At 64.7% G+C, this 23,658-nt stretch carries 29 protein-coding genes; 18 read left to right on the forward strand and 11 right to left on the reverse strand.

What is annotated here, in order from left to right; genetic code table 11:
• The first annotated feature begins 320 nt into the window (after positions 1-320).
• The 6 genes from QW861_RS25275 (at position 321) to QW861_RS25300 (ending at position 5,314) form a co-directional block, all read left to right on the forward strand.
• Positions 321-1,235 (forward strand): amino acid ABC transporter substrate-binding protein, encoded by a 915-nt coding sequence (locus QW861_RS25275; RefSeq protein WP_315753374.1) that lies wholly within the window; start codon positions 321-323, stop codon positions 1,233-1,235.
• Positions 1,236-1,438: 203 nt separating this feature from the next.
• Positions 1,439-2,170: an amino acid ABC transporter permease gene (locus tag QW861_RS25280; protein ID WP_315736524.1), complete on the forward strand. Its 732-nt coding sequence runs from the start codon at positions 1,439-1,441 to the stop codon at positions 2,168-2,170.
• A 1-nt stretch (position 2,171) separates the two neighbouring features.
• On the forward strand, positions 2,172-2,864 hold the full coding sequence (locus QW861_RS25285) for an amino acid ABC transporter permease (protein ID WP_315736525.1): 693 nt from the start codon (positions 2,172-2,174) through the stop codon (positions 2,862-2,864).
• A gap of 9 nt (positions 2,865-2,873) precedes the next feature.
• A complete protein-coding gene (locus tag QW861_RS25290) occupies positions 2,874-3,605 on the forward strand; it encodes an amino acid ABC transporter ATP-binding protein (RefSeq protein ID WP_315753377.1) in 732 nt (243 codons plus the stop codon).
• A gap of 151 nt (positions 3,606-3,756) precedes the next feature.
• Positions 3,757-4,617, forward strand: coding sequence for a D-amino-acid transaminase (locus tag QW861_RS25295; protein WP_315753379.1), 861 nt, complete (start codon positions 3,757-3,759; stop codon positions 4,615-4,617).
• Positions 4,618-4,720: 103 nt separating this feature from the next.
• Entirely contained in the window at positions 4,721-5,314 is a 594-nt protein-coding gene (locus QW861_RS25300) for a DUF1080 domain-containing protein (protein ID WP_316193617.1), read from the forward strand.
• Here the strand turns inward: QW861_RS25300 and QW861_RS25305 are convergent.
• The 3 genes from QW861_RS25305 to QW861_RS25315 form a co-directional block, all read right to left on the reverse strand.
• A complete protein-coding gene (locus tag QW861_RS25305) occupies positions 5,301-5,450 on the reverse strand; it encodes a hypothetical protein (RefSeq protein WP_315753383.1) in 150 nt (49 codons plus the stop codon). The two genes, QW861_RS25300 and QW861_RS25305, sit on opposite strands and share 14 nt — an antisense overlap.
• 77 nt (positions 5,451-5,527) lie before the next feature.
• Complete coding sequence (gene wrbA / locus QW861_RS25310; protein ID WP_316193618.1) at positions 5,528-6,127, reverse strand: NAD(P)H:quinone oxidoreductase; 600 nt, start codon at positions 6,125-6,127, stop codon at positions 5,528-5,530.
• 75 nt (positions 6,128-6,202) lie between these two features.
• Positions 6,203-6,901: a pirin family protein gene (locus QW861_RS25315; RefSeq protein ID WP_316193619.1), complete on the reverse strand. Its 699-nt coding sequence runs from the start codon at positions 6,899-6,901 to the stop codon at positions 6,203-6,205.
• Positions 6,902-7,031: 130 nt separating this feature from the next.
• On the opposite strand from QW861_RS25315, the gene QW861_RS25320 reads away from it, so the two are divergent.
• Positions 7,032-7,940, forward strand: a complete 909-nt coding sequence (locus QW861_RS25320; protein ID WP_315716640.1) for a LysR family transcriptional regulator — start codon at positions 7,032-7,034, stop codon at positions 7,938-7,940.
• A gap of 23 nt (positions 7,941-7,963) precedes the next feature.
• Here the strand turns inward: QW861_RS25320 and QW861_RS25325 are convergent, their stop codons facing one another.
• From QW861_RS25325 to QW861_RS25335, 3 genes are all read right to left on the reverse strand, one after another.
• Positions 7,964-8,431, reverse strand: coding sequence for a YbaK/EbsC family protein (locus QW861_RS25325; RefSeq protein WP_315716641.1), 468 nt, complete (start codon positions 8,429-8,431; stop codon positions 7,964-7,966).
• Positions 8,421-9,167, reverse strand: a complete 747-nt coding sequence (locus tag QW861_RS25330) for a haloacid dehalogenase type II (protein WP_316193620.1) — start codon at positions 9,165-9,167, stop codon at positions 8,421-8,423. The genes QW861_RS25325 and QW861_RS25330 overlap by 11 nt, the downstream gene beginning before the upstream one ends.
• Positions 9,168-9,264: 97 nt before the next feature.
• On the reverse strand, positions 9,265-10,149 hold the full coding sequence (locus QW861_RS25335) for an amidohydrolase family protein (protein WP_315716643.1): 885 nt from the start codon (positions 10,147-10,149) through the stop codon (positions 9,265-9,267).
• A 254-nt stretch (positions 10,150-10,403) separates the two neighbouring features.
• On the opposite strand from QW861_RS25335, the gene ykgO reads away from it, so the two are divergent.
• From ykgO to QW861_RS25350, 3 genes are all read left to right on the forward strand, one after another.
• Positions 10,404-10,529 carry a type B 50S ribosomal protein L36 gene (gene ykgO / locus QW861_RS25340; protein ID WP_006611362.1) on the forward strand — a complete coding sequence of 42 codons (126 nt, stop codon included), beginning with the start codon at positions 10,404-10,406 and terminating at the stop codon, positions 10,527-10,529.
• Positions 10,530-10,625: 96 nt separating this feature from the next.
• A complete protein-coding gene (locus QW861_RS25345) occupies positions 10,626-11,255 on the forward strand; it encodes a tetratricopeptide repeat protein (RefSeq protein WP_315716644.1) in 630 nt (209 codons plus the stop codon).
• Between the two features lie 103 nt (positions 11,256-11,358).
• The gene (locus QW861_RS25350; protein ID WP_315716645.1) at positions 11,359-11,616 is read left to right on the forward strand and encodes a hypothetical protein; all 258 of its coding nucleotides are present in this window, start codon (positions 11,359-11,361) and stop codon (positions 11,614-11,616) included.
• Between the two features lie 28 nt (positions 11,617-11,644).
• Here the strand turns inward: QW861_RS25350 and QW861_RS25355 are convergent, their stop codons facing one another.
• On the reverse strand, positions 11,645-11,827 hold the full coding sequence (locus tag QW861_RS25355) for a hypothetical protein (protein ID WP_315716646.1): 183 nt from the start codon (positions 11,825-11,827) through the stop codon (positions 11,645-11,647).
• 251 nt (positions 11,828-12,078) lie between these two features.
• Between QW861_RS25355 and QW861_RS25360 the strand changes: the two genes are divergently transcribed.
• Positions 12,079-13,038: an alpha/beta hydrolase gene (locus QW861_RS25360; RefSeq protein ID WP_316193621.1), complete on the forward strand. Its 960-nt coding sequence runs from the start codon at positions 12,079-12,081 to the stop codon at positions 13,036-13,038.
• A gap of 65 nt (positions 13,039-13,103) precedes the next feature.
• Here QW861_RS25360 and cycA read toward each other — a convergent pair whose 3' ends face one another.
• Complete coding sequence (gene cycA / locus QW861_RS25365; RefSeq protein ID WP_315716648.1) at positions 13,104-13,499, reverse strand: cytochrome c-550 CycA; 396 nt, start codon at positions 13,497-13,499, stop codon at positions 13,104-13,106.
• 208 nt (positions 13,500-13,707) lie between these two features.
• On the opposite strand from cycA, the gene QW861_RS25370 reads away from it, so the two are divergent.
• A complete protein-coding gene (locus QW861_RS25370) occupies positions 13,708-15,201 on the forward strand; it encodes an FAD-linked oxidase C-terminal domain-containing protein (RefSeq protein ID WP_316193622.1) in 1,494 nt (497 codons plus the stop codon).
• A gap of 1,010 nt (positions 15,202-16,211) precedes the next feature.
• Positions 16,212-16,349 (forward strand): hypothetical protein, encoded by a 138-nt coding sequence (locus QW861_RS25375; protein ID WP_316187083.1) that lies wholly within the window; start codon positions 16,212-16,214, stop codon positions 16,347-16,349.
• Positions 16,350-16,367: 18 nt separating this feature from the next.
• On the opposite strand, the gene QW861_RS25380 is transcribed toward QW861_RS25375, so the two are convergent.
• Positions 16,368-16,727 (reverse strand): hypothetical protein, encoded by a 360-nt coding sequence (locus QW861_RS25380; RefSeq protein ID WP_316187084.1) that lies wholly within the window; start codon positions 16,725-16,727, stop codon positions 16,368-16,370.
• Between the two features lie 139 nt (positions 16,728-16,866).
• Between QW861_RS25380 and QW861_RS25385 the strand changes: the two genes are divergently transcribed.
• The gene (locus QW861_RS25385) at positions 16,867-17,181 is read left to right on the forward strand and encodes a hypothetical protein (protein WP_316187085.1); all 315 of its coding nucleotides are present in this window, start codon (positions 16,867-16,869) and stop codon (positions 17,179-17,181) included.
• 242 nt (positions 17,182-17,423) lie between these two features.
• On the opposite strand, the gene QW861_RS25390 is transcribed toward QW861_RS25385, so the two are convergent.
• Positions 17,424-17,990 carry a hypothetical protein gene (locus QW861_RS25390; protein ID WP_316187086.1) on the reverse strand — a complete coding sequence of 189 codons (567 nt, stop codon included), beginning with the start codon at positions 17,988-17,990 and terminating at the stop codon, positions 17,424-17,426.
• Between the two features lie 192 nt (positions 17,991-18,182).
• A complete protein-coding gene (locus QW861_RS25395) occupies positions 18,183-18,521 on the reverse strand; it encodes a putative quinol monooxygenase (protein WP_316187087.1) in 339 nt (112 codons plus the stop codon).
• A gap of 489 nt (positions 18,522-19,010) precedes the next feature.
• Between QW861_RS25395 and QW861_RS25400 the strand changes: the two genes are divergently transcribed.
• The 4 genes from QW861_RS25400 to QW861_RS25415 all read left to right on the forward strand — a co-directional run bounded on the left by QW861_RS25400 (position 19,011) and on the right by QW861_RS25415 (position 23,580).
• A complete protein-coding gene (locus QW861_RS25400; protein WP_316187088.1) occupies positions 19,011-20,249 on the forward strand; it encodes an FAD-binding protein in 1,239 nt (412 codons plus the stop codon).
• Positions 20,246-21,568, forward strand: a complete 1,323-nt coding sequence (gene glcF, locus QW861_RS25405) for a glycolate oxidase subunit GlcF (RefSeq protein WP_316187089.1) — start codon at positions 20,246-20,248, stop codon at positions 21,566-21,568. Before QW861_RS25400 ends, glcF begins: the two co-directional genes overlap by 4 nt.
• Positions 21,569-21,643: 75 nt before the next feature.
• On the forward strand, positions 21,644-22,099 hold the full coding sequence (locus QW861_RS25410) for a hypothetical protein (RefSeq protein WP_315753410.1): 456 nt from the start codon (positions 21,644-21,646) through the stop codon (positions 22,097-22,099).
• Positions 22,100-22,584: 485 nt separating this feature from the next.
• On the forward strand, positions 22,585-23,580 hold the full coding sequence (locus QW861_RS25415; protein ID WP_315810766.1) for a TorF family putative porin: 996 nt from the start codon (positions 22,585-22,587) through the stop codon (positions 23,578-23,580).
• Positions 23,581-23,658: the final 78 nt, after the last annotated feature.

The raw sequence follows: 23,658 nt of genomic DNA on the forward strand, positions 1-23,658 counted from the left end.
TCGAACCATGAGGTCCGTGTGCCGTGCGGTTGCATTGCCGCGTGCGGGAACCCGCCTGCAACTTTCGTCTGGTCGCGGGGCCTGCGAGCCCCTCGTAGTTTACCATCCCAACGTTCGGCGCTGCCGTTTCAGCCCGGACGTCTTGTCGAAGGGGACGCGGGACAGGCAATTTGTCGCAATCGTCCGAGGACGTCCCGCCGCGGGGCGGTCTATGGTGCCCGCGCTCGTCCGGCCGGAGATCGTCCGGGGGCGGGGGCCATTTTGAGTTCGCTGTGGTTTATGCAAGCATCCGGCGATCAGCCGGATTGAGGAGATCAGTTATGAAGCAGCTTCGCCTATTCGGTCTTGCCGTCGCCGCCGCGCTCTGCGCCGGCCAGGTGCAGGCCGAGGACCTGACGGGGACCCTGAAGAACATCAAGGAGACCGGCACCATTACGCTCGGCGTCCGCGACTCCTCGATCCCGTTCTCCTATCTCGACGACAATCAGAAGCCGATCGGCTTTGCCATCGACATCTGCATGGGCATCGTCGATGCCGTGAAGAAGGAGCTCAAGCTCGACAAGCTCGATGTGAAGCTCAACCCGGTGACGTCGTCGACCCGCATCCCGCTGCTCGCCAACGGCACCATCGATCTGGAATGCGGCTCGACCACCAACAATGCCGAGCGCCAGAAGCAGATCTCCTTCACCAACACCCACTTCCTGACGGCGAGCCGCTACGTCTCGAAGAAGGCGAGCAAGATCAACTCGATCGACGATCTGAAGGGGAAATCGGTCGTGTCGACCGCCGGCACCACCAACATCAAGCAGTTGACCGAGGCCAATGCCGCGCGCAACCTCGGCATCAACATTATTCCGGCCAAGGATCATGCCGAGGCCTTCCTGATGGTGGAGACCGATCGCGCCGTCGCCTTCGTGATGGACGACATTCTTCTGGCGAGCCTCGTCGCCGGCTCCAAGGATCCGGCCGCCTATGTCGTCTCCAAGGACGCGTTCTCGAAGCCCGAGCCCTACGGCATCATGCTGCGCAAGGACGATCCGCAGTTCAAGAAGGTGGTCGATGCGGCGACCGCCAAGATCTACACCAGCGGCGAGGGCGCCAAGCTGTATGACAAATGGTTCATGCAGAAGATCCCGCCGAAGGGCCTGAACCTCAACACCCCGCTGTCGGCCGAACTGAAGGCCGAGTTCGCCAAGCCGTCGGACTCGCCGGATCCGGATTCGTACAAGCCGTAACGTGAGGCCGCAGCTCTCGCGCCGAATTCGATGCGCCCCCCTCCCCCTTGCGGGGAGGGGTCGGGGGTGGGGGTCTCAGGAAAGACTGCCCGTGTGGACCCCCCACCCCGACCCTCCCCCGCAAGGGGGGAGGGAGCGCAGCGAGTTTTTGGCAAAGACTGTGTAATGCGACTTGCGAGCTAATTCCCTCTCAGGATGTCCCCGTGAACTACACCTGGAACTGGCACATCTTCCTGGAGCCGAACCCGACCGGGGCCGGCACCTATTTCGACATGCTGCTGGCGGGGCTGAAGGTCACCATCGTGACCTCGCTGTCGGCCTGGGTGATCGCGCTGATCTGCGGCACGATCGTCGGCATCCTGCGCAGCTTGCCGTCCAAGCTGGCGACCTGGATCGCCTTCGCCTATGTCGAGTTCTTCCGCAACATGCCGCTTTTGGTGCAGCTGTTCCTGTGGTTCTTCGTGCTGCCGGAGCTGTTGCCGCCCACGATCGGCCTGTGGCTGAAGCAGATGCCCAATGCGCCATTCTATACGGCGGCCGTCGGCATCGGCCTGTTCATGTCGGCGCGTGTCGCCGTGCAATTGGCGGCCGGCATCGGCTCGCTGCCGCGCGGCCAGAAGCTGGCGGCGACCGCGCTCGGCCTCACCACCTTGCAGGCCTACCGCTACGTGCTGCTGCCGATGGCTTTCCGCATCATCCTGCCGCCGCTGACGTCCGAATTTCTCAACACGGTCAAGAACAGCGCCGTCGCAATCACGATCGGTCTGATCGAACTGACGGGCGCTGCGCGCGCCATGCAGGAATTCTCGTTCCAGGTGTTCGAGGCCTTCAGCGCCGCCACCTTGATGTATCTCGTCATCAACGTCATCGTCGTGATCGGCATGCGGCTCCTGGAGCGCGCGGTGGCGGTCCCTGGCTACATCACGGGCAAATGAGATGCTGGCCAATTTCGATTTCGACGTCATCCGCCGCTCGCTGAGCTATCTTTTCATCGACGGCATGACCTTCACGCTGACCTTGACGGCGCTGTCGGCGACGGGCGGTCTTGTGTTCGGCACCCTGATCGCGCTGATGCGGCTGTCCGGCTATCGGGTGATGGGCTTTATCGCCGGGCTCTATGTCGACTTCATGCGCTCGCTGCCGCTGGTTCTGGTGATCTTCTGGTTCTACTTCTTGGTGCCCTATATCGGGCAGTGGATCACCGGCTCGTCGCGGCCGATCAAGGTCGGCGCGTTCGCGTCCTCCCTGATCACCTTCATCCTGTTCGAGGCGGCCTATTTCTCCGAGATCATGCGCGCCGGCATCCAGTCGATCTCGCGCGGCCAGCCGGCCGCGGCCTCGGCGCTCGGCCTGACCTATGCGCAGACCATGCGCTACGTCGTGTTGCCGCAGGCGTTCCGCAACATGCTGCCGGTGCTGCTGACCCAGACCATCGTGCTGTTCCAGGACACGTCGCTGGTCTACGTGCTCTCGATTCCGGACTTCCTCGGCGCTGCTTCGAAAGTCGCCCAGCGCGACGGCCGCCTGGTCGAGATGTACCTGTTCGCGGCCCTGGTCTACTTCACCATCTCCTGTGTCGCGTCCTACGGCGTCCGCCGCCTGCAGTCGCGCATCTCCATCATCAGATAGTCGGCTCCCATGATCGAAATCAGCCACGTCAACAAATGGTACAGCCCGAGCTTCCAGGTGCTGAAGGACTGCACGACCTCGGTCGCCAAGGGCGAGGTGGTGGTGGTCTGCGGCCCCTCCGGCTCCGGCAAGTCGACCCTGATCAAATGCGTCAACGCGCTGGAGCCGTTCCAAGACGGCGTGATCACGATCGACGGCCTCAAGGTCAATGATTCCAAGACCAACCTGCCGAAGCTGCGCTCGCGGGTCGGCATGGTGTTCCAGCACTTCGAGCTGTTTCCGCATCTCAAGATCATCGACAACCTCTGCCTCGCCCAGCAGAAGGTGCTGGGGCGTGGCCATGAGGAAGCGACCGCGAAGGGCATGAAGCTCCTGGATCGCGTCGGTCTCAAGGAGCAGGCGCAGAAGTTTCCGGCGCAGCTCTCCGGCGGCCAGCAGCAGCGCGTGGCGATCGCACGTGCGCTCGCCATGGATCCGATCGCGATGCTGTTCGACGAGCCGACTTCGGCGCTCGATCCGGAGATGATCAGCGAGGTGCTCGATGTCATGGTTGATCTCGCCCGCGAGGGCATGACCATGATGGTCGTGACCCACGAGATGGGCTTCGCCAGGAAGGTCGCCCACCGCGTCATCTTCATGGACCGCGGCGAGATCGTCGAGGACGCCAAGAAGGAGGAGTTCTTCGGCCAGCCGCGCAGCGAGCGCGCGCAGCAGTTCCTGTCGAAAATCCTGTCGCATTAGTCCGGTGAGTAATTCCGGGGCGCCCGCAGGGCGAACCCGGAATCTCGAGATTCCGGGTTCGATGCTGCGCATCGCCCCCGAATGACGGCGAGAGTAACAATTGGTGTACGCAGATGGCTTTGCGTGCGCAGATGAGAATGGAGACACGTCCTTGGACCCGATCGCTTACGTCAACGGCGCCTTCGTGCCCCTGTCCGAGGCCAAGGTCTCGGTCCTCGATCGCGGCTTCCTGTTTGCCGACGGCATCTACGAAGTGGCGGCGGTGCTCGATGGCAAGCTGGTCGACAGTGCCCCGCATCTTGCCCGCCTGGAGCGCTCGGTCGGCGAGATCGGGCTGGCGCTGCCGGAGAGCGTGGCGCGGATCGAGGAGTTGCAGAAGGAGCTGGTCGCACGCAACCGGCTCGACCAGGGTATGGTCTATCTGCAGGTGACGCGCGGCGCCGACAAGGGCCGCGACTTCCCGTTTCCCAAGGGCGACGTCAAGCCGACCTTGGTGATGTTCGTCACCGCCAAGGACATCATCAATGCGCCCTCGGCGAAGACGGGAATTGGCGTCATCACCGTGCCCGACATCCGCTGGGCGCGCCGCGACATCAAGAGCGTGGCGCTGCTGGCGCAGGTGCTCGCGAAGCAGGCGGCCGCCGCGGCCGGGGCCGGCGAGGCGTGGATGGTCGAGGACGGTCATGTCACCGAGGGCGGCTCGTCCTCGGCCTTCATCCTGACCAAGGACGACGTCATCGTGACGCGGCCGAACTCGAACGCGATCCTGCCGGGCTGCACCCGCAAGGCCGTGGTGAAGCTCGCCGAGGAGCGCCAGCTCAAGGTCGAGGAGCGGCTGTTCACGGTGGAGGAGGCGCTCGCGGCGAAGGAAGCCTTCATCACCAGCGCGAGCTCGTTCGTGCAGCCGGTGGTCACGATCGACGGCAAGCCCGTCGGCGACGGCAAGCCGGGACCGGTGGCGGCGCGGCTGCGCGAGATCTATGTCGATTTTGCGCGCGCCACGGCGGTGTAGTTGGAGGAGACGATAGAGCAGGTGCAGCATCGAAACCCGTTTGCATTGTCCGGCGCTTTGCTATCGTGGCGACGAACGAAACAGAAATCAGGGAGGAGTTTCGATGCGGTATCGCTTGAGAGGGCTCGCGGCCGGACTATTGATTGCGGGCGCAGGCATGACGGGAGCGGCATTGGCCGATGACGGCTGGGTGACCCTGGTCGACGCCACGACCAAGGCCGACTTCACCGAGGTCGGCAAGGCCAATTGGGAGATGAAGGACGGCGCGCTGTCGGCCGACAAGCTCGATGGCAAGGATCCATCGTATCTGGTGACCAAGGAGAGCTACAAGGACTTCCAGATCAAGGCCGAGTTCTGGGTCGATGACGCCGCCAACAGCGGCATCTTCATCCGCTGCGACCAGTCGGCGAAGATCGACTCCAACATCTGCTACGAGGTCAACATCTTCGACAAGCGGCCCGATCCGAAATACGGCACCGGCGCGATCGTCGACGTGTCCAAGGTCGATCCGATGCCGAAGGCCGGCGGCAAGTGGAATACCTATGAGATCACCGCCAAGGGCACGCGGCTGACCGTGATCCTCAACGGCGAGAAGACCGCCGATGTCGACGACAGCAAGCACGCGGCGGGACCGATCGCCCTGCAGTACGGCTCGGGCGTCGTGAAGTTCAGGAAGGTGCAGATCAAGCCGCTGTAGCGGCCGTGCATTCCGGGCAGCGGCGCTGGCCGCGGCTGGCGCGGTAGAGGCTCTTGCAGTACCAGCGGCGCGCTATCATCTGCAGGGGATGGCGGGCCAACCGGGCCAGCGTCACCAGTTCGAGCATGGCGGGCATTGCAGACTCCTTGGCATCCTTCCGACTTTTGCGAGATGGGGCGGCACTTCGTTTACGGAAGTGCCGCCCCAGTCGCATCAGCCATGCAGCTTCTTTGCGGTCTCGGCGATGACGCGGCCCTGATAGCGCGCCCCCGCCAGCTCGTTCGCGCTCGGCTGCCGGCTGCCGTCACCGCCGGTGATGGTGGTGGCGCCATAGGGCGAGCCGCCGGTCACCTCGTCGAGCTTCATCTGGCCGGCGAAGCCGTAGTTGAGGCCGACGATGGTCATGCCGAAGTGCAGCAGGTTGGTGATGATCGAGAACAGGGTGGTTTCCTGGCCGCCGTGCTGGGTCGCGGTCGAGGTGAAGGCGCCGCCGACCTTGCCGTTCAGCGCGCCCTTGGCCCACAGGCCGCCGGCCTGATCGAGGAAGTTGGCCATCTGCGAGGCCATGCGGCCGAAGCGGGTGCCGGTGCCGACGATGATCGCGTCGTAATCGGCGAGCTCCTCGACCTTGGCGATCGGGGCAGTCTGGTCGAGCTTGTAGTAGGAGGCCTTGGCAACGTCGGCCGGCACCAGCTCGGGCACGCGCTTGACGTCCACGGTGGCGCCGGCCTCGCGGGCGCCTTCGGCCACCGCGTTGGCCATCGCTTCGATGTGGCCGTAGGCGGAGTAGTAGAGAACGAGAACCTTGGTCATGGCAGTCTCCGTGGGGACGAGGATGATCGGGAAGAGCGTCCCGGCCGGATGCCCGGCCGGGATCGCGTGAGAGGATTAGGCGGCGTCGACGAGCACCAGCTCGGAATCTTCGAGCGCGGTGATCTTCAGCGTGGCCTCGTCGCGGATGGCGGCGCCGTCGCGAGCGTTGACTCGGACGCCGTTGACTTCGACGCTGCCGGCTGCGGGCACCAGATAGATGTGCCGGGCCTTGTCGGCGCTGTACTCGGCGGTCTCGCCGGCCTTCAGCGTGGTGCCGAGTACGCGCGCCTTGGCGCGGATCGGCAACGCGTCGCCGTCGTCTGCGAAGCCGCTCGCCAGCGTGACCAGCTTGCCGGAGCGGTCGGACTTCGGGAACGGCTTGGCGCCCCAGGTCGGCTGGCCGCCATCGGTGGCAGGCTCGATCCAGATCTGGAAGATCCGTGTCGTGGTCGGCTCCAGATTGTACTCGGAGTGGCGGATGCCGCTGCCCGCGCTCATCACCTGGACGTCGCCGGCCTCGGTGCGGCCCTTGTTACCGAGGCTGTCCTGATGGGTGATCGCTCCCTCGCGGACATAGGTGATGATCTCCATGTTCCGGTGCGGATGCGCCGGGAAGCCGGTGTTCGGCGCGATCTCGTCGTCGTTCCAGACGCGCAGGGCGCCGTGGCCCATGTTGCTGGGGTCGTAGTAGCTCGCGAACGAGAAATGGTGCTTGGCCTTCAGCCAGCCGTGGTCGGCGCCGCCCAGCGCCGCAAAGGGCTTCAATTCGATCATGGGTCTGCTCCTGTGGTTGCAACGGCCGGCCGGGGCCGCCGTGCTGTTGGGCATTGGAATAAGGAAGCGACCGGAGTATAGAAATAGAAACTATTGAAACCTATTGTTTCCAAAAACGAGATTTGAGGCGATGGCGCGACTTCCGGATTTCGAGGCGATGGCGATCTTCGCCAAGGTCGTCGAGCTGCGCTCCTTCGCGGGCGCCGCGCAGGAGCTGGGCCTCTCCAAGGCCTCCGTCTCCAAGGCGGTGAGCCGGCTGGAGGAGCGTCTGGGTACGCGGCTGTTCAACCGCACCTCGCGGCGCTTGGCGCTGACGGACGCCGGCCAGCGCCTGTCCGAGCGCGCCGCGCAGCTGCTCGCCGATGGCGAGGCTGCCGAGACCGAGGCGCTCGCGCAGTCGCTGACGCCGCGCGGCCTGGTGCGCTTCGCGGTGCCGATGACGTTCGGCGTCAAGAAGATCGCGCCGCTGCTGCCGGCGTTTCTGGAGCAATATCCGGAGGTCTCGATTGATCTGCACATGAGCGATGCCACCGTCGATCTCATCGGCGAAGGGTTCGACCTCGCGCTGCGGATCGCGCGGCTTCCGGACTCGTCGCTGGTCGCGCGCCGCCTTTGCCCCATGCCGCGCTACACGGTGGCGGCGCCGTCCTATCTGAAGCGCCACGGACGGCCGACGCATCCGATGCATCTCGCCGAGCACAAATGCTTCGGCTACGCCTATCTCTCCACCGCCGGCGTCTGGCACTACACCAATGCGGCCGGCGAGCAGGCCAGCGTACGGCCGGCGGGACAGCTGCGCGTCAACAATGGCGAGGCGCTGTTGCCGGCGGTGCTCGCGGGGCTCGGCATCGCGGACCTGCCGGATTTCATCGTTGGCGACGCGATCGCGTCTGGCGAGGTCGAGGTGGTGCTGAAGGGCTGGAGCCAGCCCGAAGGCGCAATGCATCTGGTGATGCCGCCCGGCGGCCCGCGCCCCGCGCGGGTCGAGGTGCTGACGGAGTTTCTGGTGAAGGAACTCGCGAAGGGGAAGAAGCGATGATCGCGGCCGCCGATCCCAGCCGATCAGGACTGCACCTCGCATACATCGACCCATGCGGCTCCCGTCAGCTCGGCCAAGCGATCCGGCGTGATCTTCACCGCGCTGTGGGTCGAGCCCGCGGCGGGCACCACGATGTCGAAGGCCTTCAGCGAGACGTCGCAATACACCGGTAGCGGCGACTTCAAGCCGAACGGGCAGACGCCGCCGACCTCGTGTCCGGTGATGTCGGCGACCTCGTCGAGGCCGAGCATCTTCGGCTTGCCGCCGAACAGCGCCTTCACCTTCTTGTTGTCCATGCGCGCGTGGCCTGCGGCGACGATCAGGATGACGCGCTCGCCGACGCGCAACGACAGCGTCTTGGCGATGCGGGCCGGCTCCACGCCATAGGCTTCCGCCGCGAGCGCCACGGTTGCGGAGCTCTGGCTGGAGACGAGAACGTCGATGTCGGGGGCTTTTTCGGCGAAGAAGGCGCGGACGGATTCAAGGCTCATGCGTGTTGACGATCTCAGGCAATTCGGAGAGCGCAGCAATACGATGATCGGGCGCAAAACCCAACTCGTCCATCTGGGTCCGCAGCGCCTTGAACATCGTGAGCGGGGATACGAGATCGGTCTCGATGCAGGCGGCCGCCATGGCTTCGGGAGTGACGCGCTCGATCCAGGCAACGTTGAGGCCGAAGGCCTTGGCGCCGCAGACGTCCCAGGGATTGGAGGACACGAACAGCACCTCGTCAGGCGCAAGCCCGAGTGTCTCCTGGATCAACGCATAGGCTTGCGAGCTCGGCTTGAAGATCTTGTGGGCATCGACGCTGATGACGGCATCGAGCAGCGTGTCGAAGGCGCTGGCTCTCACCAGGCCGTCGAGCATCGCGGGGCTGCCGTTGGAGAGGATCGCGAGCCGGCGGTCCTTCATCGCGGCGAGCGCGGCACGTGCATCAGGGTAGGGATCGAGATCGAGATATTTGGCGATGATGCGATCGCGTGTGATCGCATCCGCCTGCAGGCCGAGAACACGCAGCGTATAGAGCAGCGACTCGCGGGTAACGACCGAAAAATCCTCGTAGCGCTGCATCAGCGAGCGCAGCCAGGTGTATTCGAGCTGCTTGATGCGCCAGATCTGGGTGATGATGTCGCCGTGGCCGGGAAAGGCCTGCTCGGTGACCGCCGCTACCGACTGGATGTCGTACAGCGTGCCATAGGCATCGAAGACCACGGCTTTGAAGGGCACGGCGCTCACCTCATCAGAGAGGCAGGCGCGATGGCCGATGGCCACCGCGCCCGCGGATGATAGCACGATCCTCGACGATACGAGCCGTCGGACGGCCTCAGATCCCGAGCAGCCTGCGCGCGTTGGCCTTCAACACTTTCGGCCGGATCTCCTCGCGGATGTCGAGCTTGGCGAAATCGGCGAGCCAGCGGTCGGGCGTGATCACCGGCCAGTCGGAGCCGAACAGCATCTTGTCCTGCAGGATCGAGTTGATGTAGCGCACCAGGATCGGCGGGAAGTACTTTGGCGACCATCCCGACAGGTCGATGTAGACGTTCGGCTTGTGGGTCGCGACCGACAGCGCCTCCTCCTGCCAGGGGAAGGAGGGGTGGGCGAGGATGATCTTGAGGTCGGGGAAGTCGGCCGCGACGTCGTCCATGTACATCGGGTTCGAGTACTTCAGCCGCATCCCCATGCCGCCCGGCATGCCCGAGCCGACGCCGGTCTGGCCGGTGTGGAACAGCGCGATCGCGCCGCCGTCGTTGATCGCCTCATACAGCGGATAGGCCAGCCGGTCGTTGGCGTAGAAGCCTTGCATCGTCGGGTGGAACTTGAAGCCGCGGACGCCATACTCCTCGATCAGCTTGCGCGCCTCGCGGACGCCGAGCTTGCCCTTGTGCGGATCGATGCTGACGAAGGGGATCAGCACATCGAGATGGTCGGAGGCGACCTCGAGCATCTCGTAATTGTTGTAGCGGCGGAAGCCGGTCTCGCGCTCGGCGTCGACCGGGAAGATCACGGCGGCGATGTTCTTGGAGCGGTAATAGGCCGCCGTCTCCGGCACCGTCGGCGGGTGCTTGTGCGGCGACTTGAAGTAGTCGGCCATCTGGGCCTGGAAATCGTCGTAGCCGTCATCCGCATGCATGCCGCAGGGCTCCTCGGCATGGGTGTGGATGTCGATGGCGACGACGTCGTCGATCTTGGGCAGAGCGAGCTTGGGCATGGGCGTTCCCGGCGGTTGGTTCTTGGCTTTGGAAAATTGATTATAGGATATAACAAATTTGGCAATCGCCAAGTTGGATCGAGGGGCCCGTCGCCGGCCGGTCCTGTTGAAGCCGGGGCCCGCCATGATTGACATCCGGCGGGCTGGTGGTTAGAAACCGGCCAATCCGGGCGACCTGGTCGCTTGCGGAACTCCCTTTATATTTGCCACTTCCGGCCTGTCCAACACGGCCTTTCAACGTATCAGGATGTCCCATGAAGGTCCGTAACTCGCTGAAGTCGCTGCGTGGCCGCCATCGCGCCAACCGTCTGGTCCGCCGCAAGGGCCGCGTCTACGTGATCAACAAGGTCCAGCGCCGCTTCAAGGCGCGCCAGGGCTGATCCCGTAGATCTCCCCTCGAGAAGAGGGGCCTTCTCACAGGTCTTTGAGGCGCGTGCTGCTTTGCAGGACGCGCCGACTGCGTTTAGACTTGGGGCATGGCCAAGCGATCCTTGCGGGCGATTCTTCTCGCCGTTGTCGTCATTTCGGTACCGCACCTTGCCTTTGCGCAGGGGGAGCCGCGGGCCGGCGTCAAGCCAAAGCCGCCCGAGGCTCCGGCCAAGCTGCCCAAGGTCGGCGCCGACAAGACCAAGGGCCTCGATTTCCTGTTCGGCGCCCTGAAGGCGGCGCCCGACGAGATCAGCGCCAAGCACGTCGAGGCGCGGATCTGGGCGATCTGGCTGCAGACCCCCAGTGACACCGTCGCCCTGCTGATGGCGCGGTCCAAGGCGGCGATGGACGCGAAGCAGAACGAGGTTGCGCTCAAGCTGCTCGATTCGGTCATCAAGCTCCGGCCCGACTACGTCGAGGCCTGGAACCGTCGCGCGACGATCTATTACCTCCAGAACGATTACGGTCGCTCGCTTGCCGACATCCAGCAGGTCCTGCTGCGTGAGCCGCGGCACTTCGGCGCGCTCGCGGGTCTCGGCATGATCATGCAGGACCTCGGCGAGGAGAAGCGGGCCCTGGACGCGTTCCGCAAGGCGCTCGAGGTCAATCCGCACCTGGACAAGGTGCCGGAGCTGGTCAAGACGCTGACCGAGAAGGTCGAAGGCCGCGACATCTAGCCTTGGCGGTCGATTAACCATGTCAGGACGGCCGTCCTTGCCGGCCGATCTGCGCCATCCCACCTGCCGTTGATCGGAGGACATCCGGCGAGGAGGTGGCGCAATGAGGCGTGCAGTGCTGACGGCAGCGCTCATCGGAATGACGGCGACGGCCGCCTGGGCCGAGGATCCGGATCTGTTCTGGGTGGTCGGCAACCGCGCCACCAATCGCTGCGAGATCGTGACCAGCAATCCGATCGTCACCCCCACCATGGGCGACATCTGGTTCGCGTCCGGGCCGTTCAAGTCGAAAGACGACGCCAAGCTGGCGCGATCGACGATCAACGCGTGCCCGAACAAGGACATCACGTCCGAGGACTGATCGGCGCAATCCGGCCCGGTCAGCCGACTCAGTGAAATGCGGTGCTGCGGCGGTCCGGCATGCCGTACTGCGCGGCTGCGGCATACAGCTGCGCGATCTCGGCCTCGAGATGCTCGTTGACCAGCAGCAGGGCCTTCAGCGCGCCGCGGAGATCGCCATTGCAACTTGCGACGATCTCGTCGATCGCAGCCTCGCTCGAACGAAAACTCATCGGTAACCCCCTCCCAAAACACCAAACAAAACGCAGGGCCGGTCATCGTGTTCAAACGACGCAATGATCTGACCGCAAGTAATTCACGGCCATCAGCCGATTGCGAGGAAATGTCCCGACCATGGTTATAAAATGGCCGACGACGCCATGATGACAGGATTGGCTTGACGGGACGTGGAATTGCGCGCTTTCCCGCGCAACCGCCTTCGTTCTGCTCCGTATCTGTCAGCGTGACACGTAGAAAAATATCAATGATTTCAATCACTATTGCTGTCGTCCTCGGTGGGCTCGCGCTGGCCACGCGGGCCGGTATCGCGATCGTCGAAAAGCGCTATCCGCAGCAGGGGCAGGCGATCCCGGTCGCCGGTGCGACCATCAATCTTGTGGATATCGGGCCGCGCAACGCGTCCGGACCGCCGCTCTTGCTGCTCCATGGGGCGAGCTCGAACCTCGAAGCCATGCGCCGTCCGCTGGGTGATCTCCTGGCGCAGCGCCACCGGGTGCTGCTGGTCGACCGCCCCGGCCATGGCTGGAGCCCGCGCGCGCGGCCTGAGGATTCCACGCCCGCGGCCCAGGCCCGGATGCTGGACGAGGTGCTGGCGCGGCTCGGCGTCGGCCAGGTCGTCCTGGTGGTGCATTCCTGGAGCGGCGCGCTCGGCCTGCGCATGGCGCTCGACTTCCCCGACCGGATTGCGGGCCTCGTGATGCTGGCGCCGGTCGCCTATCCCTGGCGGGGCGGGGTCGGGCGCTACAACGAGGCCGTCACGACGCCGGTGGTCGGGCCGTTGCTGGCGCACACGATCACGCTGCCGCTCGGCCTGGCGCTGATGGCGCCCGGCGCCCGCGGCGTGTTCGCGCCGCAGGCGATGCCGGAGGATTTCGTCGACCGGACCGCGACGCCGCTGCTGCTGCGCCCGCGCGAGTTCATGGCCAATGCCCGCGATCTCGTCACCCTGAAGCAGGCCGTGATCGAGCAGGCGCCGCGCTATGGCGAGATCAAGGTCCCGGTCACGATCGTGGCGGGCGGGGTCGACCGGACGGTCTATACCGACATCCATTCCCGCCCGCTCGCGCGGGTCGTGCCGCAGAGCCGCCTGATCGTCCTGCCCGACCTCGGGCACATGGTCCAGAACGCGGTGCCGGAGCTGGTGGCCGGCGAGGTCGACCGGATCGTCGCAGCGGTGACCCTGGCCGACGCCGTGGCGCCGTGATGTGAAAAAGCCCCGGCGGTCCGCCGGGGCTTTGCAGTCGAGGTGACGTGTCGGCCGGCGGCCGCTTACTGCTTCTGCTTGCCGTCCTTGTCGAACGACGAGACATAGGCCCAGAGGTTGTTGATCTCGGTCTCGTTCTTGATGCCGGCGAAGGTCATCTTGGTGCCGGGGATCTTGGCCTTCGGGTCCTTGATGTATTCCTTGAAGACCGCCTCGTTCCAGGTGATGCCCGAGTTCTTGTTGGCTTCCGAATAGTTGTAGTCCGGCGCGCTGCCCGACTTGCGGCCGTCGAGGCCGTTGAGTTCCGGGCCGACCTTGTTCTTCGCGCCCTCGCCGATCGCGTGGCAGGGCAGGCACTTGTTGAAGGACGTCTTGCCGGCGGCGGCATCCTGCGCCAGCGCGGCAGATGCCAGCGACGACGAGGCGAGGACGACGAGCGCGCTCAAAGTCATTTTCTTCATGGATCAGGCTCTGTGGGTTACGAGACGAGTTTGCGCGCAGGTTGTGGCATGGCCTCAGGCGACGCACAAGCGGGGAAGCACTGAGGCAAATCAGCATAATGGCGGAGCTTGTTGCTCTGCCGCAAACTTCGATGCGGATCCGCTGCCTATCCAAACCGTTTCCGTTGTGATTGATATGCCAGCACAAATCGAGGGCCGGAGGAACGCGATGGCGATCATGATGCCGGAAGCTGATCGGGCGGTGCTGGCGCGCCGCGACGAGATCGTTGCTGCACTGCGCGCGATCGTGCCGGGCGAAGGCGTCATCGACAGCGCCGCCGAGATGCTGCCTTACGAGTCCGACGGGTTGATGGCCTACCGCCAGCCGCCGATGGTCGTGGTGCTGCCGGAGACCACCGCGCAGGTCTCGCAGGTCCTGAAATATTGCCACGGGCAGGGCATCAAGGTGGTTCCGCGCGGCTCGGGCACCTCGCTGTCCGGCGGCGCGCTGCCGCTGGCCGACGGGGTGCTGCTCGGGCTCGGCAAGTTCAAGCGCATCCGCGAGATCGATTTCGACAACCGCGTCGTCGTCACCGAGCCAGGGGTCACCAATCTCGCCATCAGCCAGGCGGTGGCGCATGCCGGCTTCTACTATGCGCCGGACCCGTCGTCGCAGATCGCCTGCTCGATCGGCGGCAACGTCGCGGAGAATTCCGGCGGCGTGCACTGCCTGAAATACGGCATGACCACCAACAATGTGCTCGGCTGCGAGCTCGTGCTGATGACCGGCGAGGTCCTGCGCATCGGCGGCAAGTGCGCCGAGAACGCGGGCTATGACCTGATGGGCCTGATCACCGGCTCGGAAGGGCTGCTCGGCGTGGTCACCGAGGTGACGGTGCGCATCCTGCAGAAGCCGGAGACGGCGCGCGCGCTGATGGTCGGCTTCGCCGAGGTCGAGGCGGCCGGCGAATGCGTCGCGCGCATCATCGGCGCCGGCATCATCCCCGGCGGCATGGAGATGATGGACAAGCCGGCGATCCACGCCGCCGAGGCCTTCGTCCATGCCGGCTATCCGCTCGACGTCGAGGCGCTCTTGATCATCGAGCTCGACGGCCCGGGCGTCGAGGTCGACGAGCTGATCGGCCGCGTCGAGGCCATTGCAAACGCCTGCGGCTCGACCACCTGCCGCATCTCGACGTCGGAGGCCGAGCGCAACCTGTTCTGGGCCGGGCGCAAGGCGGCGTTCCCGGCCGTCGGGCGCATCTCGCCGGACTATCTCTGCATGGACGGCACCATCCCGCGCGGCGCGCTGCCGAAGGCGCTGGCCCGCATCCGCGAGCTCTCGGAGAAGTACCAGCTCGGCTGCGCCAACGTGTTCCATGCCGGCGACGGCAACCTGCATCCGCTGATCCTCTACGACGCCAACAAGCCGGGCGAGATGGAGCGCGCCGAGGCGTTCGGCGCCGACATCCTGCGCTGCTGCGTCGAGCTCGGCGGCGTCCTGACCGGCGAGCATGGGGTGGGAATCGAGAAGCGCGACCTGATGCCGGAGATGTTCACCGAGATCGATCTCAACCAGCAGCAGCGGGTGAAGTGCGCCTTCGATCATTTGGGACTGCTCAATCCCGGCAAGGTCTTCCCCACCTTGCACCGCTGCGCCGAGCTCGGGCGCATGCACGTCCACGGTGGCAAGCTGGCGTTTCCCGATCTGCCGAGATTCTGAGGCGGGCGGAGGGCAGGGCACCGTCATGTGGCGCCCCGCTCTCTCCCCGCGTCATTCCGGGGCGCCCGCAGGGCGAGCCCGGAATCCATAGCCACGGGCCGATACGTGAGGCACGCGGGCAGCTCCATCCCGCTCGACCAACATCCGCCTGTGGTTATGGATTCTCCGATGCGCAATTGCGCATCGTAGTTCATCGCTGCGCGATGCCCCGGAATGACGGGGAGAGAGTCGTCCTCATCGCATCCACCTCCATCCGCAGGCACACGTCCACATTCCCGCGGCGTGCTCCGCCCGAGTGATGCCATCGACATCGCCCTCAAAAACCATCGAGAGGGCGCAGGGAATGCCGGGTGAAGGCCTCACCCATGGCCCGCCTGCGAAAAAAATGCAGGCGGCAGGTACCACAGGTTCAGCCGAACATCCGGCATTCCCTGCGCGGCGGTCTTAACGCTTATACGTGATCTCCTCGGGGACCGGCGTTCTTGCCCCCGTCGCCTGCGCGCCCCGCAAAGGGCATCGCCCGCTTGGCCTCAGCACCGGGAGGCCAGGACCACACGATTTCACGTCCGCATCACAGTCGTTCGTCGGCATGGCGGGAAGCCACGCTGCGACCCGACACGGCCACCGCATCCCCACCCCACGTATCGTGACGACCGCGCGTACGTCCCTCTCGGAGGGGTGAGCTGAGGGGGAGTATATATGATTTCGATAAAAACGAAAGAGGAAATTTGGCGCATCGGACGAGCGGGCCGTTGGACTTTGAAACCGCTCGCGAAACAAGTTCTTCTGCCCCGGGCGAATTGGCTAAGCCAGGCGGCATGAGGCAGTAAGATCGCGCAATATCGCCGAGGTGATCTGCCCGACGCACTCTTTCCGATGTGATGGTCTGTTACGCGCAAGCAGAAGTTTAACGCGCGCCACCGCCGCAAACGAATTGTTTTTCACTCGCCGGCATGGGCGCCATGATATTCTGCGCCTTCATGAGAATGTTCGCAACGACGATAGGCATCATGTGCGTTGTCAACGCAGACCGCATCATCACCATCGAGAACGGTCGCCTGGTCGAGGACGGCACCCATGACGAACTGATCAAGCGCGCCGGCCGCTATGCGGGAGCACCACTTCCGGTGCTTTCGATGTCAGGATAGGAGGCCGCGTTCCCAATGCTAGCGCGTGCCGCCTGAATCCTCACCCGAGTTCGTTAGCATTTCCATAAGAATCACGGTTATCCTTGCAGCGTCTGCCTGCGTTATATCTGGATCGATCGCCCGCGCGCTTCGTGCTATTTCATCGATGAATTGGCTCGCCAACTCCTCGTTGTCAGATCCATGCACTGCCCGGAACTGGTGCACCACCGCTTGATCCTGGACAAGCTGGAGTGCCACAGGCATCAGCTCCTCGCGAGATCGAAGTGTTCTTCGCTCTACAAGTTCCTGCCAGCGCTCCGTCGATTTGTCAGTCGAATCAGCCGCCGGGCGGCCGGTCTTTATGTGGATGGCGTATGTTGGTGTTTCTTCTTCGGCCATAACGAACCCCATTGTTTCTATAAGAAACGAACTGATCGACTACTCTAACGGTTGAATATCCGAATGGAAGAGTTCGCATTCAGCTAATGAGCTAGAGATTTCGAGGCGTCAAATTTGGAGTCCAGCAACTGAGGGCGAGATGTCACCCGAGCTACAATCCATCTTGATCCCTCTGCTGATGGCCTGCATCGTCATGGCCTCATTCCATGGCAGCGCAATGATGGCTAAAAAGCGCGTGCCGGTCTGGAAAGCAGGCACTTCAGTCTGGTTTTGGAGAACGGTCTCTCTCACTGGAGTCGAGCGGCGAGCGAAGACAATATGGGTGGACCGTTTTGGCTATGATCCTGCCGACGCCCTTGTGCTAGCTCAGTACCAATCGCAAGCCTACTTTCTTGCCGTATTCGGTATCGTTAGCTTTTTCTTAGTTGCTTGGTACTTCTTGAGCAAACACTGACCAAAAGATCAAAAGGGTGCAGCGCGTAGGGCGGATTAGCCGAAGGCGTAATCCGCCGCGTGGCGGCTGGAAAAGTCGGCGGGTTACGCTGCGCTAACCCGCCCTACGGACTGGCGCGCTGATGAGTCTTGAGCGCGGCTTCGTCGCGAAGCAGTTCATAGAACAGGAACTGCGCCGGGCTTGGTTGGCGCGGGATATCAGGGGGTACGATGGCGCTGCACCTAGTTAGCTCAACAAGCCATCTACCGCCGCCCGCTGCCGGAGGCCGGGACGTTGATCGTGCAGGGCCGATAAAGCGCTTGGAGCTCCTTGCCGCGAAGGAAGATCGGATGTGCGGTCAGGCCGCCATGGCGCGTGATCCATCGTTTGATCGGCGCCGGGTAGAGGTCAAATAGCATCCGCGTTGCTTCCGGGTTCGGGACAGTGCGAAAAAAGGGGCCCAGATCGTCAGTTTCCCTGAACGTGAACACGGCTCTCGGGGTGACGCAGATCCTGTCGCGTGGAAGGGTCCCCAGCACGATCGTGCAGGCGCCCCCGCAGAGTCCGTCGATGATGACGTGCTCGCCGGAGTCGCGCAGGAGTTTGAATTTGTCGACATAAGTCCCGATACGTCCGCCCGGGTCGTCGGCAATGCGCACCGTCGCCCGGCCGGTGGCCATGCCGGCCAGGACGAGCGCGGCGACCAGTATCCCCATCACAAGCTTCATCTGCATCCCGTCCAGTCGCATCAAATCCGATCGTCTTGCGTGATCCGCATCGTCGCACCGTTCATCGTCGTCGCGGTTTTGTCCAGAGAGGCCGTGGGACATGGACGGTGTCGTCCCGGCTCGTACCCCGGAGGGACGCAAGACAAGTCGGGATTACGGTGACAGTGCAATTTATTAATTGGCTCAGCGGGCGTTGCCACTGAAAAAAGCGGCCTCTGAAGGCGCCCACCCCTTTCATCGCGGAAAGGGACAGGCCGCTCTCCACCCAGTTCTGATCTTGACGGGTTCCCGGCGCTAGAGCAGCCCGTACTGCATCCGCTCGCGCCGGGCCAGCAACGGCAGGGCTTGGCCGGCGATGTAGGTCTTGAAGTGGTCGCTCTCCTGGTGGGCCTTGAACGCGGCTTCGTCGCGGAACAGCTCGTAGAACAGGAACTGCGCCGGGTTGTCCTTGGCGCGGGAGATCAGGAACAGTTTTGCGCCGGGCTCGCGCTGCGCCTCGGGCAGGAAGCGCGACAGGATCTCGGCGACGCGGTCGGCCTCGCCGTCCCTGGCCTCCCATTGCGCCACCACCAGCAGGCCGCCGCCGCTGACGGCCTCGTTCACGGTTTTCGTTGCGATGGCGTATCCGGTCATGGGGATTGGTCCTCTCGTTGATGGTGTGCGAGGGGATTGATAGTCCGGTTCGTGGTATCGATCCTTCGATGGCGGACGAAGGATGGATGCGCGCATGAGGGCGTCGGGCGGATGAGCCGAAGGCGTAACCCGCCATGGTCTGGAGAAGTCGGCGGGTTACGCTTCGCTAACCCGCCCTACGGGCTGGGAGATCGGATTGCATCGAGCATGCAAGCCGGGTGGGTGGCAGGTCTCACCACGCGCACGTGCCGTGCAGTTGCCCCTCACCCCGACCCTCTCAGCGCGAGCGAAGCTCGTCGCGGCCCCGTGAAGAACGGGGAGAGGGGGCGCGCCGTCTTTCGGGGCTCGCGGCGAGCCCTGCAGACCGCTTGGAACGTTCCATCCCGCCCGCCCTTGTGTCCGGGCCGCAACGCTTTAGAAAGGCCCCAACAGGGGTGGCCGCGCGTTGCGCTCGACCATCGTCATCATCAACAAGCGAGGCGAGCAGCGGTGGACGCTCTCAAGGTACGCAACGCAGCCGACGTGGAGGAGGTGGTCCGCTCGGCCATCGCCAATGAGCAGCCGCTCGATGTGATCGGCCATGGCTCGAAGCGCGGAATCGGGCAGGTCACCGCGACCAATGCCGTGCTCGACCTTTCGGCGCTGAGCGCGGTCGTCGCCTACGAGCCGAACGAGCTCATCATCACGGCGCAGGCGGGCGCACCGCTCGCCGACCTCTTGTCGCTGATCGATTCGAAGAGCCAGCAATTCGCGTTCGAGCCGATGTATACGGGGCCACTGCTCGGCACGGCCGGGCGCGGCACGCTGGGCGGCATGATCGCGGCGGGGCTGGCTGGTCCGCGGCGCATCCGCGCCGGCGGGGTGCGCGACCATCTGCTCGGGGCGCATGCCGTCTCCGGGTTCGGCGAGAGCTTCAAGACCGGCGGCAAGGTGGTCAAGAACGTCACCGGCTACGATCTCTGCAAGCTGCTGGCGGGCTCCTGGGGCACGCTGGCGGTCATGACCGAGGCGACCCTGAAGGTGATGCCGCGGCCGGAGTCGGAGCGCAGTCTGGTGCTGCGCGGGCTCGACGACCTCAAGGCCAACCGGGCCATGACGGCGGCGCTCGGCTCGCCGTTCGATGTGTCCGGAGCCGCGCATCTGCCGGCCTCGACCTTGCGGCCGGAGGTCGCCGGGTTGAGCCCGACCGGCTCGCCGCGCGAGGCGGTCACGGTGATCAGGCTGGAGGGCATCACGGCGTCCGCGGCGCATCGGGCGGCGTCGCTCGCCAAGCAGCTCGCGACCTTCGGCGCGGCCGAGATCATCGCGGACGACGCCTCCGCCGATGTCTGGAGCGCCGTCCGCGACGTGCTGCCGTTCGCGGCCGATGGGCCGCTCGGCGCCTGGACGGTGTGGCGGATCGTCTGCCCGCCGGTGTCGGGCGGCGCCATCGGGCAGGCCTTGACGCGCCAGACCGGCGGCGAGGTGATCTATGACTGGGGCGGGGGGCTGATCTGGGCCGCGCTGCCGCCGCAGCCCGATGCGTCCGCGGGGCTGGTGCGCAAGCTGGTGGAGGCCGTCGGCGGTCACGCCACCCTGCTGCGCGCGTGGGACGAGATGCGTCTGGCGGTCGACGTCTTCCACCCGCAGCCGCCGGGTGTCGCCGCGCTGGAAGAGCGGGTTCGCGTCTCCTTCGATCCCAAGACCATTCTCAACCGCGGCAGGATGCGTCGGAGCGTTGCGTCATGAAGACCGAATTCACCTTGGCGCAGCTCGCCGATCCCGACATCGCGGTCGCCGACAAGATCCTGCGCGCCTGCGTGCATTGCGGCTTCTGCACCGCGACCTGTCCGACCTACGTGCTGCTCGGCGACGAGCTCGACAGCCCGCGCGGGCGCATCTACCTGATCAAGCAGATGCTCGAGAAGGACCAGGCACCGACCGCCGACGTGGTCAAGCATATCGACCGCTGCCTGTCGTGCCTGTCCTGCATGACGACCTGCCCGTCGGGCGTCCACTACATGCACCTCGTCGATCAGGCGCGGGTGCGAATCGAGCAGCGCTACCAGCGCCCGCTGACCGACCGGTGGCTCCGCGCCGTGCTCGCCTATGTGCTGCCGCGGCCGCGCGAGTTTCGGCTGGCGATGACCCTGGCGCGGCTCGGCCGGCCGTTGAAGGCGCTGCTGCCGGCGTCCTCCGCGACGCGAACACCTGCGCCGGGCCTGCTGCGGCGCGTCAGGGCGATGCTCGACCTGGCGCCTGCCGCGGCGCTGCCGCCGCCGGGGCCGGCGGGCGGCAGCGTGTTCGCGGCGCAGGGCGCGCGGCGCGGCCGCGTGGCGCTGCTGCAGGGCTGTGCGCAAGCGGCGCTGGCGCCGCGCATCAACCAGGCCGCGATCAGCGTCCTGACACGGCACGGCGTCGAGGTCGTGCTGGTCAGGGACGAGCAATGCTGCGGTGCGCTGACTCACCACATGGGGCAGGATGCCGACGCGCTGGCGCGGGCGCGCGCCAATGTCGACGCGTGGACCGCGGAGATGAAACGCGGCGGTCTCGACGCCATCCTGGTGACGACCTCGGGCTGCGGCACCGTCATCAAGGACTACGGACACATGCTGCGCGAAGACCCGCAATATGCGGCGGCCGCGGCCGCCGTGTCGGCGATGGCGAAGGACATCACCGAGTATCTCGCCGGTCTCGAACTGGCCTCCGCCTCTCGGCGCGACGACATCGTCGTCGCCTATCACTCGGCCTGCTCACTGCAACATGGGCAGAAAATCACGAGCATTCCGAAAGAATTGCTTTCCAAGTCCGGATTCGTGGTGAAAGATATACCGGAGAGTCATTTGTGTTGCGGTTCGGCGGGGACCTACAACATTCTCCAGCCTGACATCGCGATGAAGCTGCGCGATCGCAAGGTCGCCAACATCGCGACCGTCAAGCCGAATGTGATCGCGGCGGGCAATATCGGCTGCATGATGCAGATTGCCAGCGGCACCTCTGTCCCCGTCGTGCACACCGTTGAGCTTCTCGACTGGGCGACGGGCGGTCCGCGGCCAGGAATGATTTGACGGATGGGCGCGTGCTGACTGCCGGCCCGTCCCGCCGGACGAGCTGATCGAACGGCGGCAACTGGAGGGTTTCTGATGGCGAAGGACAAGAAGGCGAAGAAGGACAAGAAAGAAAAGAAGAAGCTGATGGCGCAGGCCAAGTCAGCGAAGAAGGCGACGAAGAAGTCCGCCAAGAAGGCTGCAAAGAAGTCTGCACCGAAGTCCGCGAAAAAGGCCGCCAAGAAGGCTGCCAAGGCGCCCGCCAAGAAGGCGAAGAAGACCGTGAAGGCCGCGGCGAAGAAGGCGGCCAAGGCGCCTGCCAAGAAGGCTGCTGCGAAGAAGGCTCCCGCCAAGAAGGCCAAGACGTCGGCCGCAAAGGCTCCTGCCGCGCCGAAGAAGAAGGCCGCCAAGAAGCGGGCTCCCAAGATGGCTCCGCTGGTCGAGACCCCGGCAGTGAACGAGACCGAATCGGCTGCCGAGACCAGCTGGGCGATGCCGAGCGCGGCCCCCGAGGAGCACGAAGACGGCGAGGGGACCGCCTCCGGAAACTGATCTTTCCGGTCCGGATCGTTCTCACCACCAGACGAATTCACATCGGGAGGCCGCGGCGGCAACGCTGCGGCCTTCTCGTTTGTTGCCGGTGCCTGTCGTCTGGCTTCTGGCGCCTGCGTCGGCTCCTAATTGCCGATGGATCTGTTCGTCGGAGCCGTCGCCCCGCAGATCTACGGCCGGGCGAATCCGACCTCGCTACGCCGTGTCGTTTTGCTTGGGACACCACGATTCCAGCGCGTCGGCACAACCGAATGTGCGTCCTGGCGTGCGTTCGGACACGGGGATTTGTTGTTCAAATGCAACACGCGCTGACTACCTGCCGTAGAATTGTCAAAACGCCCAAAAAGGCGGCAGATGCCGCGCTTTTTTGCTTCACGTGCGGCGAGACCCTGGCACAAATTGTGTCTGGATGACGCAGCCGGTCTTGTTTGCGCCCTGGGGGGCAAGGTGGGGCAGGCTTTTCGAAATAGGTAATGGGGATCGTCATGAAGAAGTGGGCTTTGCTGGCAACGGCGCTGGCAATGGTTTCGGGATCGGCTTCGGCGGCGGACATGGCGGTCAAGGCCTACAAGGCTCCGCCTCCGGTCGCGTTCGATCCCTGGGATATCGCGTTCGGCGCGGCGATCATGAACGACTACGTGTTCCGCGGCGTCACCCAGTCGAACCACAAGCCGTCGGTGGCCGCCTATTTCGAGCCGCGCTTCAACGTCAACAAGGACCTGCAGTTCTACGTCGGCGTCGCCGGCGAGAGCATTTCCTTCCCGAACCGCGCTGCTGCCGAGATCGACATCTACGGCGGTGTCCGCCCGACCTTCGGCGCCTTCGCCTTCGACATCGGCGTCTGGGGCTATTTGTATCCGGGCGGGACCTGCTACTACGGCGGTGGCGCCACGACGGACTTCGCCGGCCGCGCCCTGAGCGCCGAGTGTCAGGCCAACACCTTGACGAACTTCAACACCATGAAGAAGGACGTCAGCTTCTTCGAAGTCTACGGCAAGATGAACTACACGGTGAACGACAACTGGACGTTCGGCGTCACCGAATTCTACACCCCGAGCTTCCTGAACTCCGGCGCCTGGGGCAACTATACCTCGGTCACCGGCAAGTGGACCGCGCCCAGCACCACCTTCGGCTCCAGCGGCGTCGGCATGTATGTGTCGGGTGAGTTCGGCCGCCAGTGGTTCGGCACCACCGACAGCTTCTACGGCACCGCGGCCTTCCCGAACGGCATCAAGTACGCCGACTACAACACCTGGAACCTCGGCGTCGGCTTCACCTACAAGGTGTTCACGCTGGATCTGCGCTACTCCGACACCAACCTGTCGAAGGGCAATTGCAACGCCTTCACCGGCGACTTCACCGCCAGCGGCACCACCAACGTCACCCCGATCAACCCGGGTGGCCTGGGCTCGAAGTGGTGCGGCGCCACCGGCATCGCCAAGCTCTCGGTCGACCTGACGGCGATGACCAACCTGAAGTAATCACCGCAAGGCGGATCGAACTTGTCACGAAGGGCGGCGGAGCAATCTGCCGCCCTTCTGCTTTGCTGGCGCAGCGGC

Source organism: Bradyrhizobium sp. SZCCHNRI1029, assembly GCF_032487555.1.
Lineage (GTDB): Bacteria > Pseudomonadota > Alphaproteobacteria > Rhizobiales > Xanthobacteraceae > Bradyrhizobium.

What these genes read in the sequence shown, in the direction of transcription:
- QW861_RS25355 (WP_315716646.1), bottom strand. Translation starts at nt 11,827, where the DNA reads ATGAGTTTTCGTTCGAGCGAGGCTGCGATCGACGAGATCGTCGCAAGT.
- QW861_RS25325 (WP_315716641.1), bottom strand. Translation starts at nt 8,431, where the DNA reads ATGAGCCTTGAATCCGTCCGCGCCTTCTTCGCCGAAAAAGCCCCCGAC.
- QW861_RS25415 (WP_315810766.1), top strand. Translation starts at nt 22,585, where the DNA reads ATGAAGAAGTGGGCTTTGCTGGCAACGGCGCTGGCAATGGTTTCGGGA.
- QW861_RS25320 (WP_315716640.1), top strand. Translation starts at nt 7,032, where the DNA reads ATGGCGCGACTTCCGGATTTCGAGGCGATGGCGATCTTCGCCAAGGTC.
- cycA (WP_315716648.1), bottom strand. Translation starts at nt 13,499, where the DNA reads ATGAAGAAAATGACTTTGAGCGCGCTCGTCGTCCTCGCCTCGTCGTCG.
- QW861_RS25275 (WP_315753374.1), top strand. Translation starts at nt 321, where the DNA reads ATGAAGCAGCTTCGCCTATTCGGTCTTGCCGTCGCCGCCGCGCTCTGC.
- QW861_RS25390 (WP_316187086.1), bottom strand. Translation starts at nt 17,990, where the DNA reads ATGTCCCACGGCCTCTCTGGACAAAACCGCGACGACGATGAACGGTGC.
- QW861_RS25395 (WP_316187087.1), bottom strand. Translation starts at nt 18,521, where the DNA reads ATGACCGGATACGCCATCGCAACGAAAACCGTGAACGAGGCCGTCAGC.
- ykgO (WP_006611362.1), top strand. Translation starts at nt 10,404, where the DNA reads ATGAAGGTCCGTAACTCGCTGAAGTCGCTGCGTGGCCGCCATCGCGCC.
- QW861_RS25305 (WP_315753383.1), bottom strand. Translation starts at nt 5,450, where the DNA reads ATGCCCGCCATGCTCGAACTGGTGACGCTGGCCCGGTTGGCCCGCCAT.
- QW861_RS25345 (WP_315716644.1), top strand. Translation starts at nt 10,626, where the DNA reads ATGGCCAAGCGATCCTTGCGGGCGATTCTTCTCGCCGTTGTCGTCATT.
- QW861_RS25370 (WP_316193622.1), top strand. Translation starts at nt 13,708, where the DNA reads ATGGCGATCATGATGCCGGAAGCTGATCGGGCGGTGCTGGCGCGCCGC.
- QW861_RS25375 (WP_316187083.1), top strand. Translation starts at nt 16,212, where the DNA reads ATGTGCGTTGTCAACGCAGACCGCATCATCACCATCGAGAACGGTCGC.
- QW861_RS25290 (WP_315753377.1), top strand. Translation starts at nt 2,874, where the DNA reads ATGATCGAAATCAGCCACGTCAACAAATGGTACAGCCCGAGCTTCCAG.
- QW861_RS25335 (WP_315716643.1), bottom strand. Translation starts at nt 10,149, where the DNA reads ATGCCCAAGCTCGCTCTGCCCAAGATCGACGACGTCGTCGCCATCGAC.
- QW861_RS25360 (WP_316193621.1), top strand. Translation starts at nt 12,079, where the DNA reads ATGATTTCAATCACTATTGCTGTCGTCCTCGGTGGGCTCGCGCTGGCC.
- QW861_RS25380 (WP_316187084.1), bottom strand. Translation starts at nt 16,727, where the DNA reads ATGGCCGAAGAAGAAACACCAACATACGCCATCCACATAAAGACCGGC.
- glcF (WP_316187089.1), top strand. Translation starts at nt 20,246, where the DNA reads ATGAAGACCGAATTCACCTTGGCGCAGCTCGCCGATCCCGACATCGCG.
- QW861_RS25285 (WP_315736525.1), top strand. Translation starts at nt 2,172, where the DNA reads ATGCTGGCCAATTTCGATTTCGACGTCATCCGCCGCTCGCTGAGCTAT.
- QW861_RS25300 (WP_316193617.1), top strand. Translation starts at nt 4,721, where the DNA reads ATGCGGTATCGCTTGAGAGGGCTCGCGGCCGGACTATTGATTGCGGGC.
- QW861_RS25315 (WP_316193619.1), bottom strand. Translation starts at nt 6,901, where the DNA reads ATGATCGAATTGAAGCCCTTTGCGGCGCTGGGCGGCGCCGACCACGGC.
- QW861_RS25350 (WP_315716645.1), top strand. Translation starts at nt 11,359, where the DNA reads ATGAGGCGTGCAGTGCTGACGGCAGCGCTCATCGGAATGACGGCGACG.
- QW861_RS25385 (WP_316187085.1), top strand. Translation starts at nt 16,867, where the DNA reads ATGTCACCCGAGCTACAATCCATCTTGATCCCTCTGCTGATGGCCTGC.
- QW861_RS25410 (WP_315753410.1), top strand. Translation starts at nt 21,644, where the DNA reads ATGGCGAAGGACAAGAAGGCGAAGAAGGACAAGAAAGAAAAGAAGAAG.
- wrbA (WP_316193618.1), bottom strand. Translation starts at nt 6,127, where the DNA reads ATGACCAAGGTTCTCGTTCTCTACTACTCCGCCTACGGCCACATCGAA.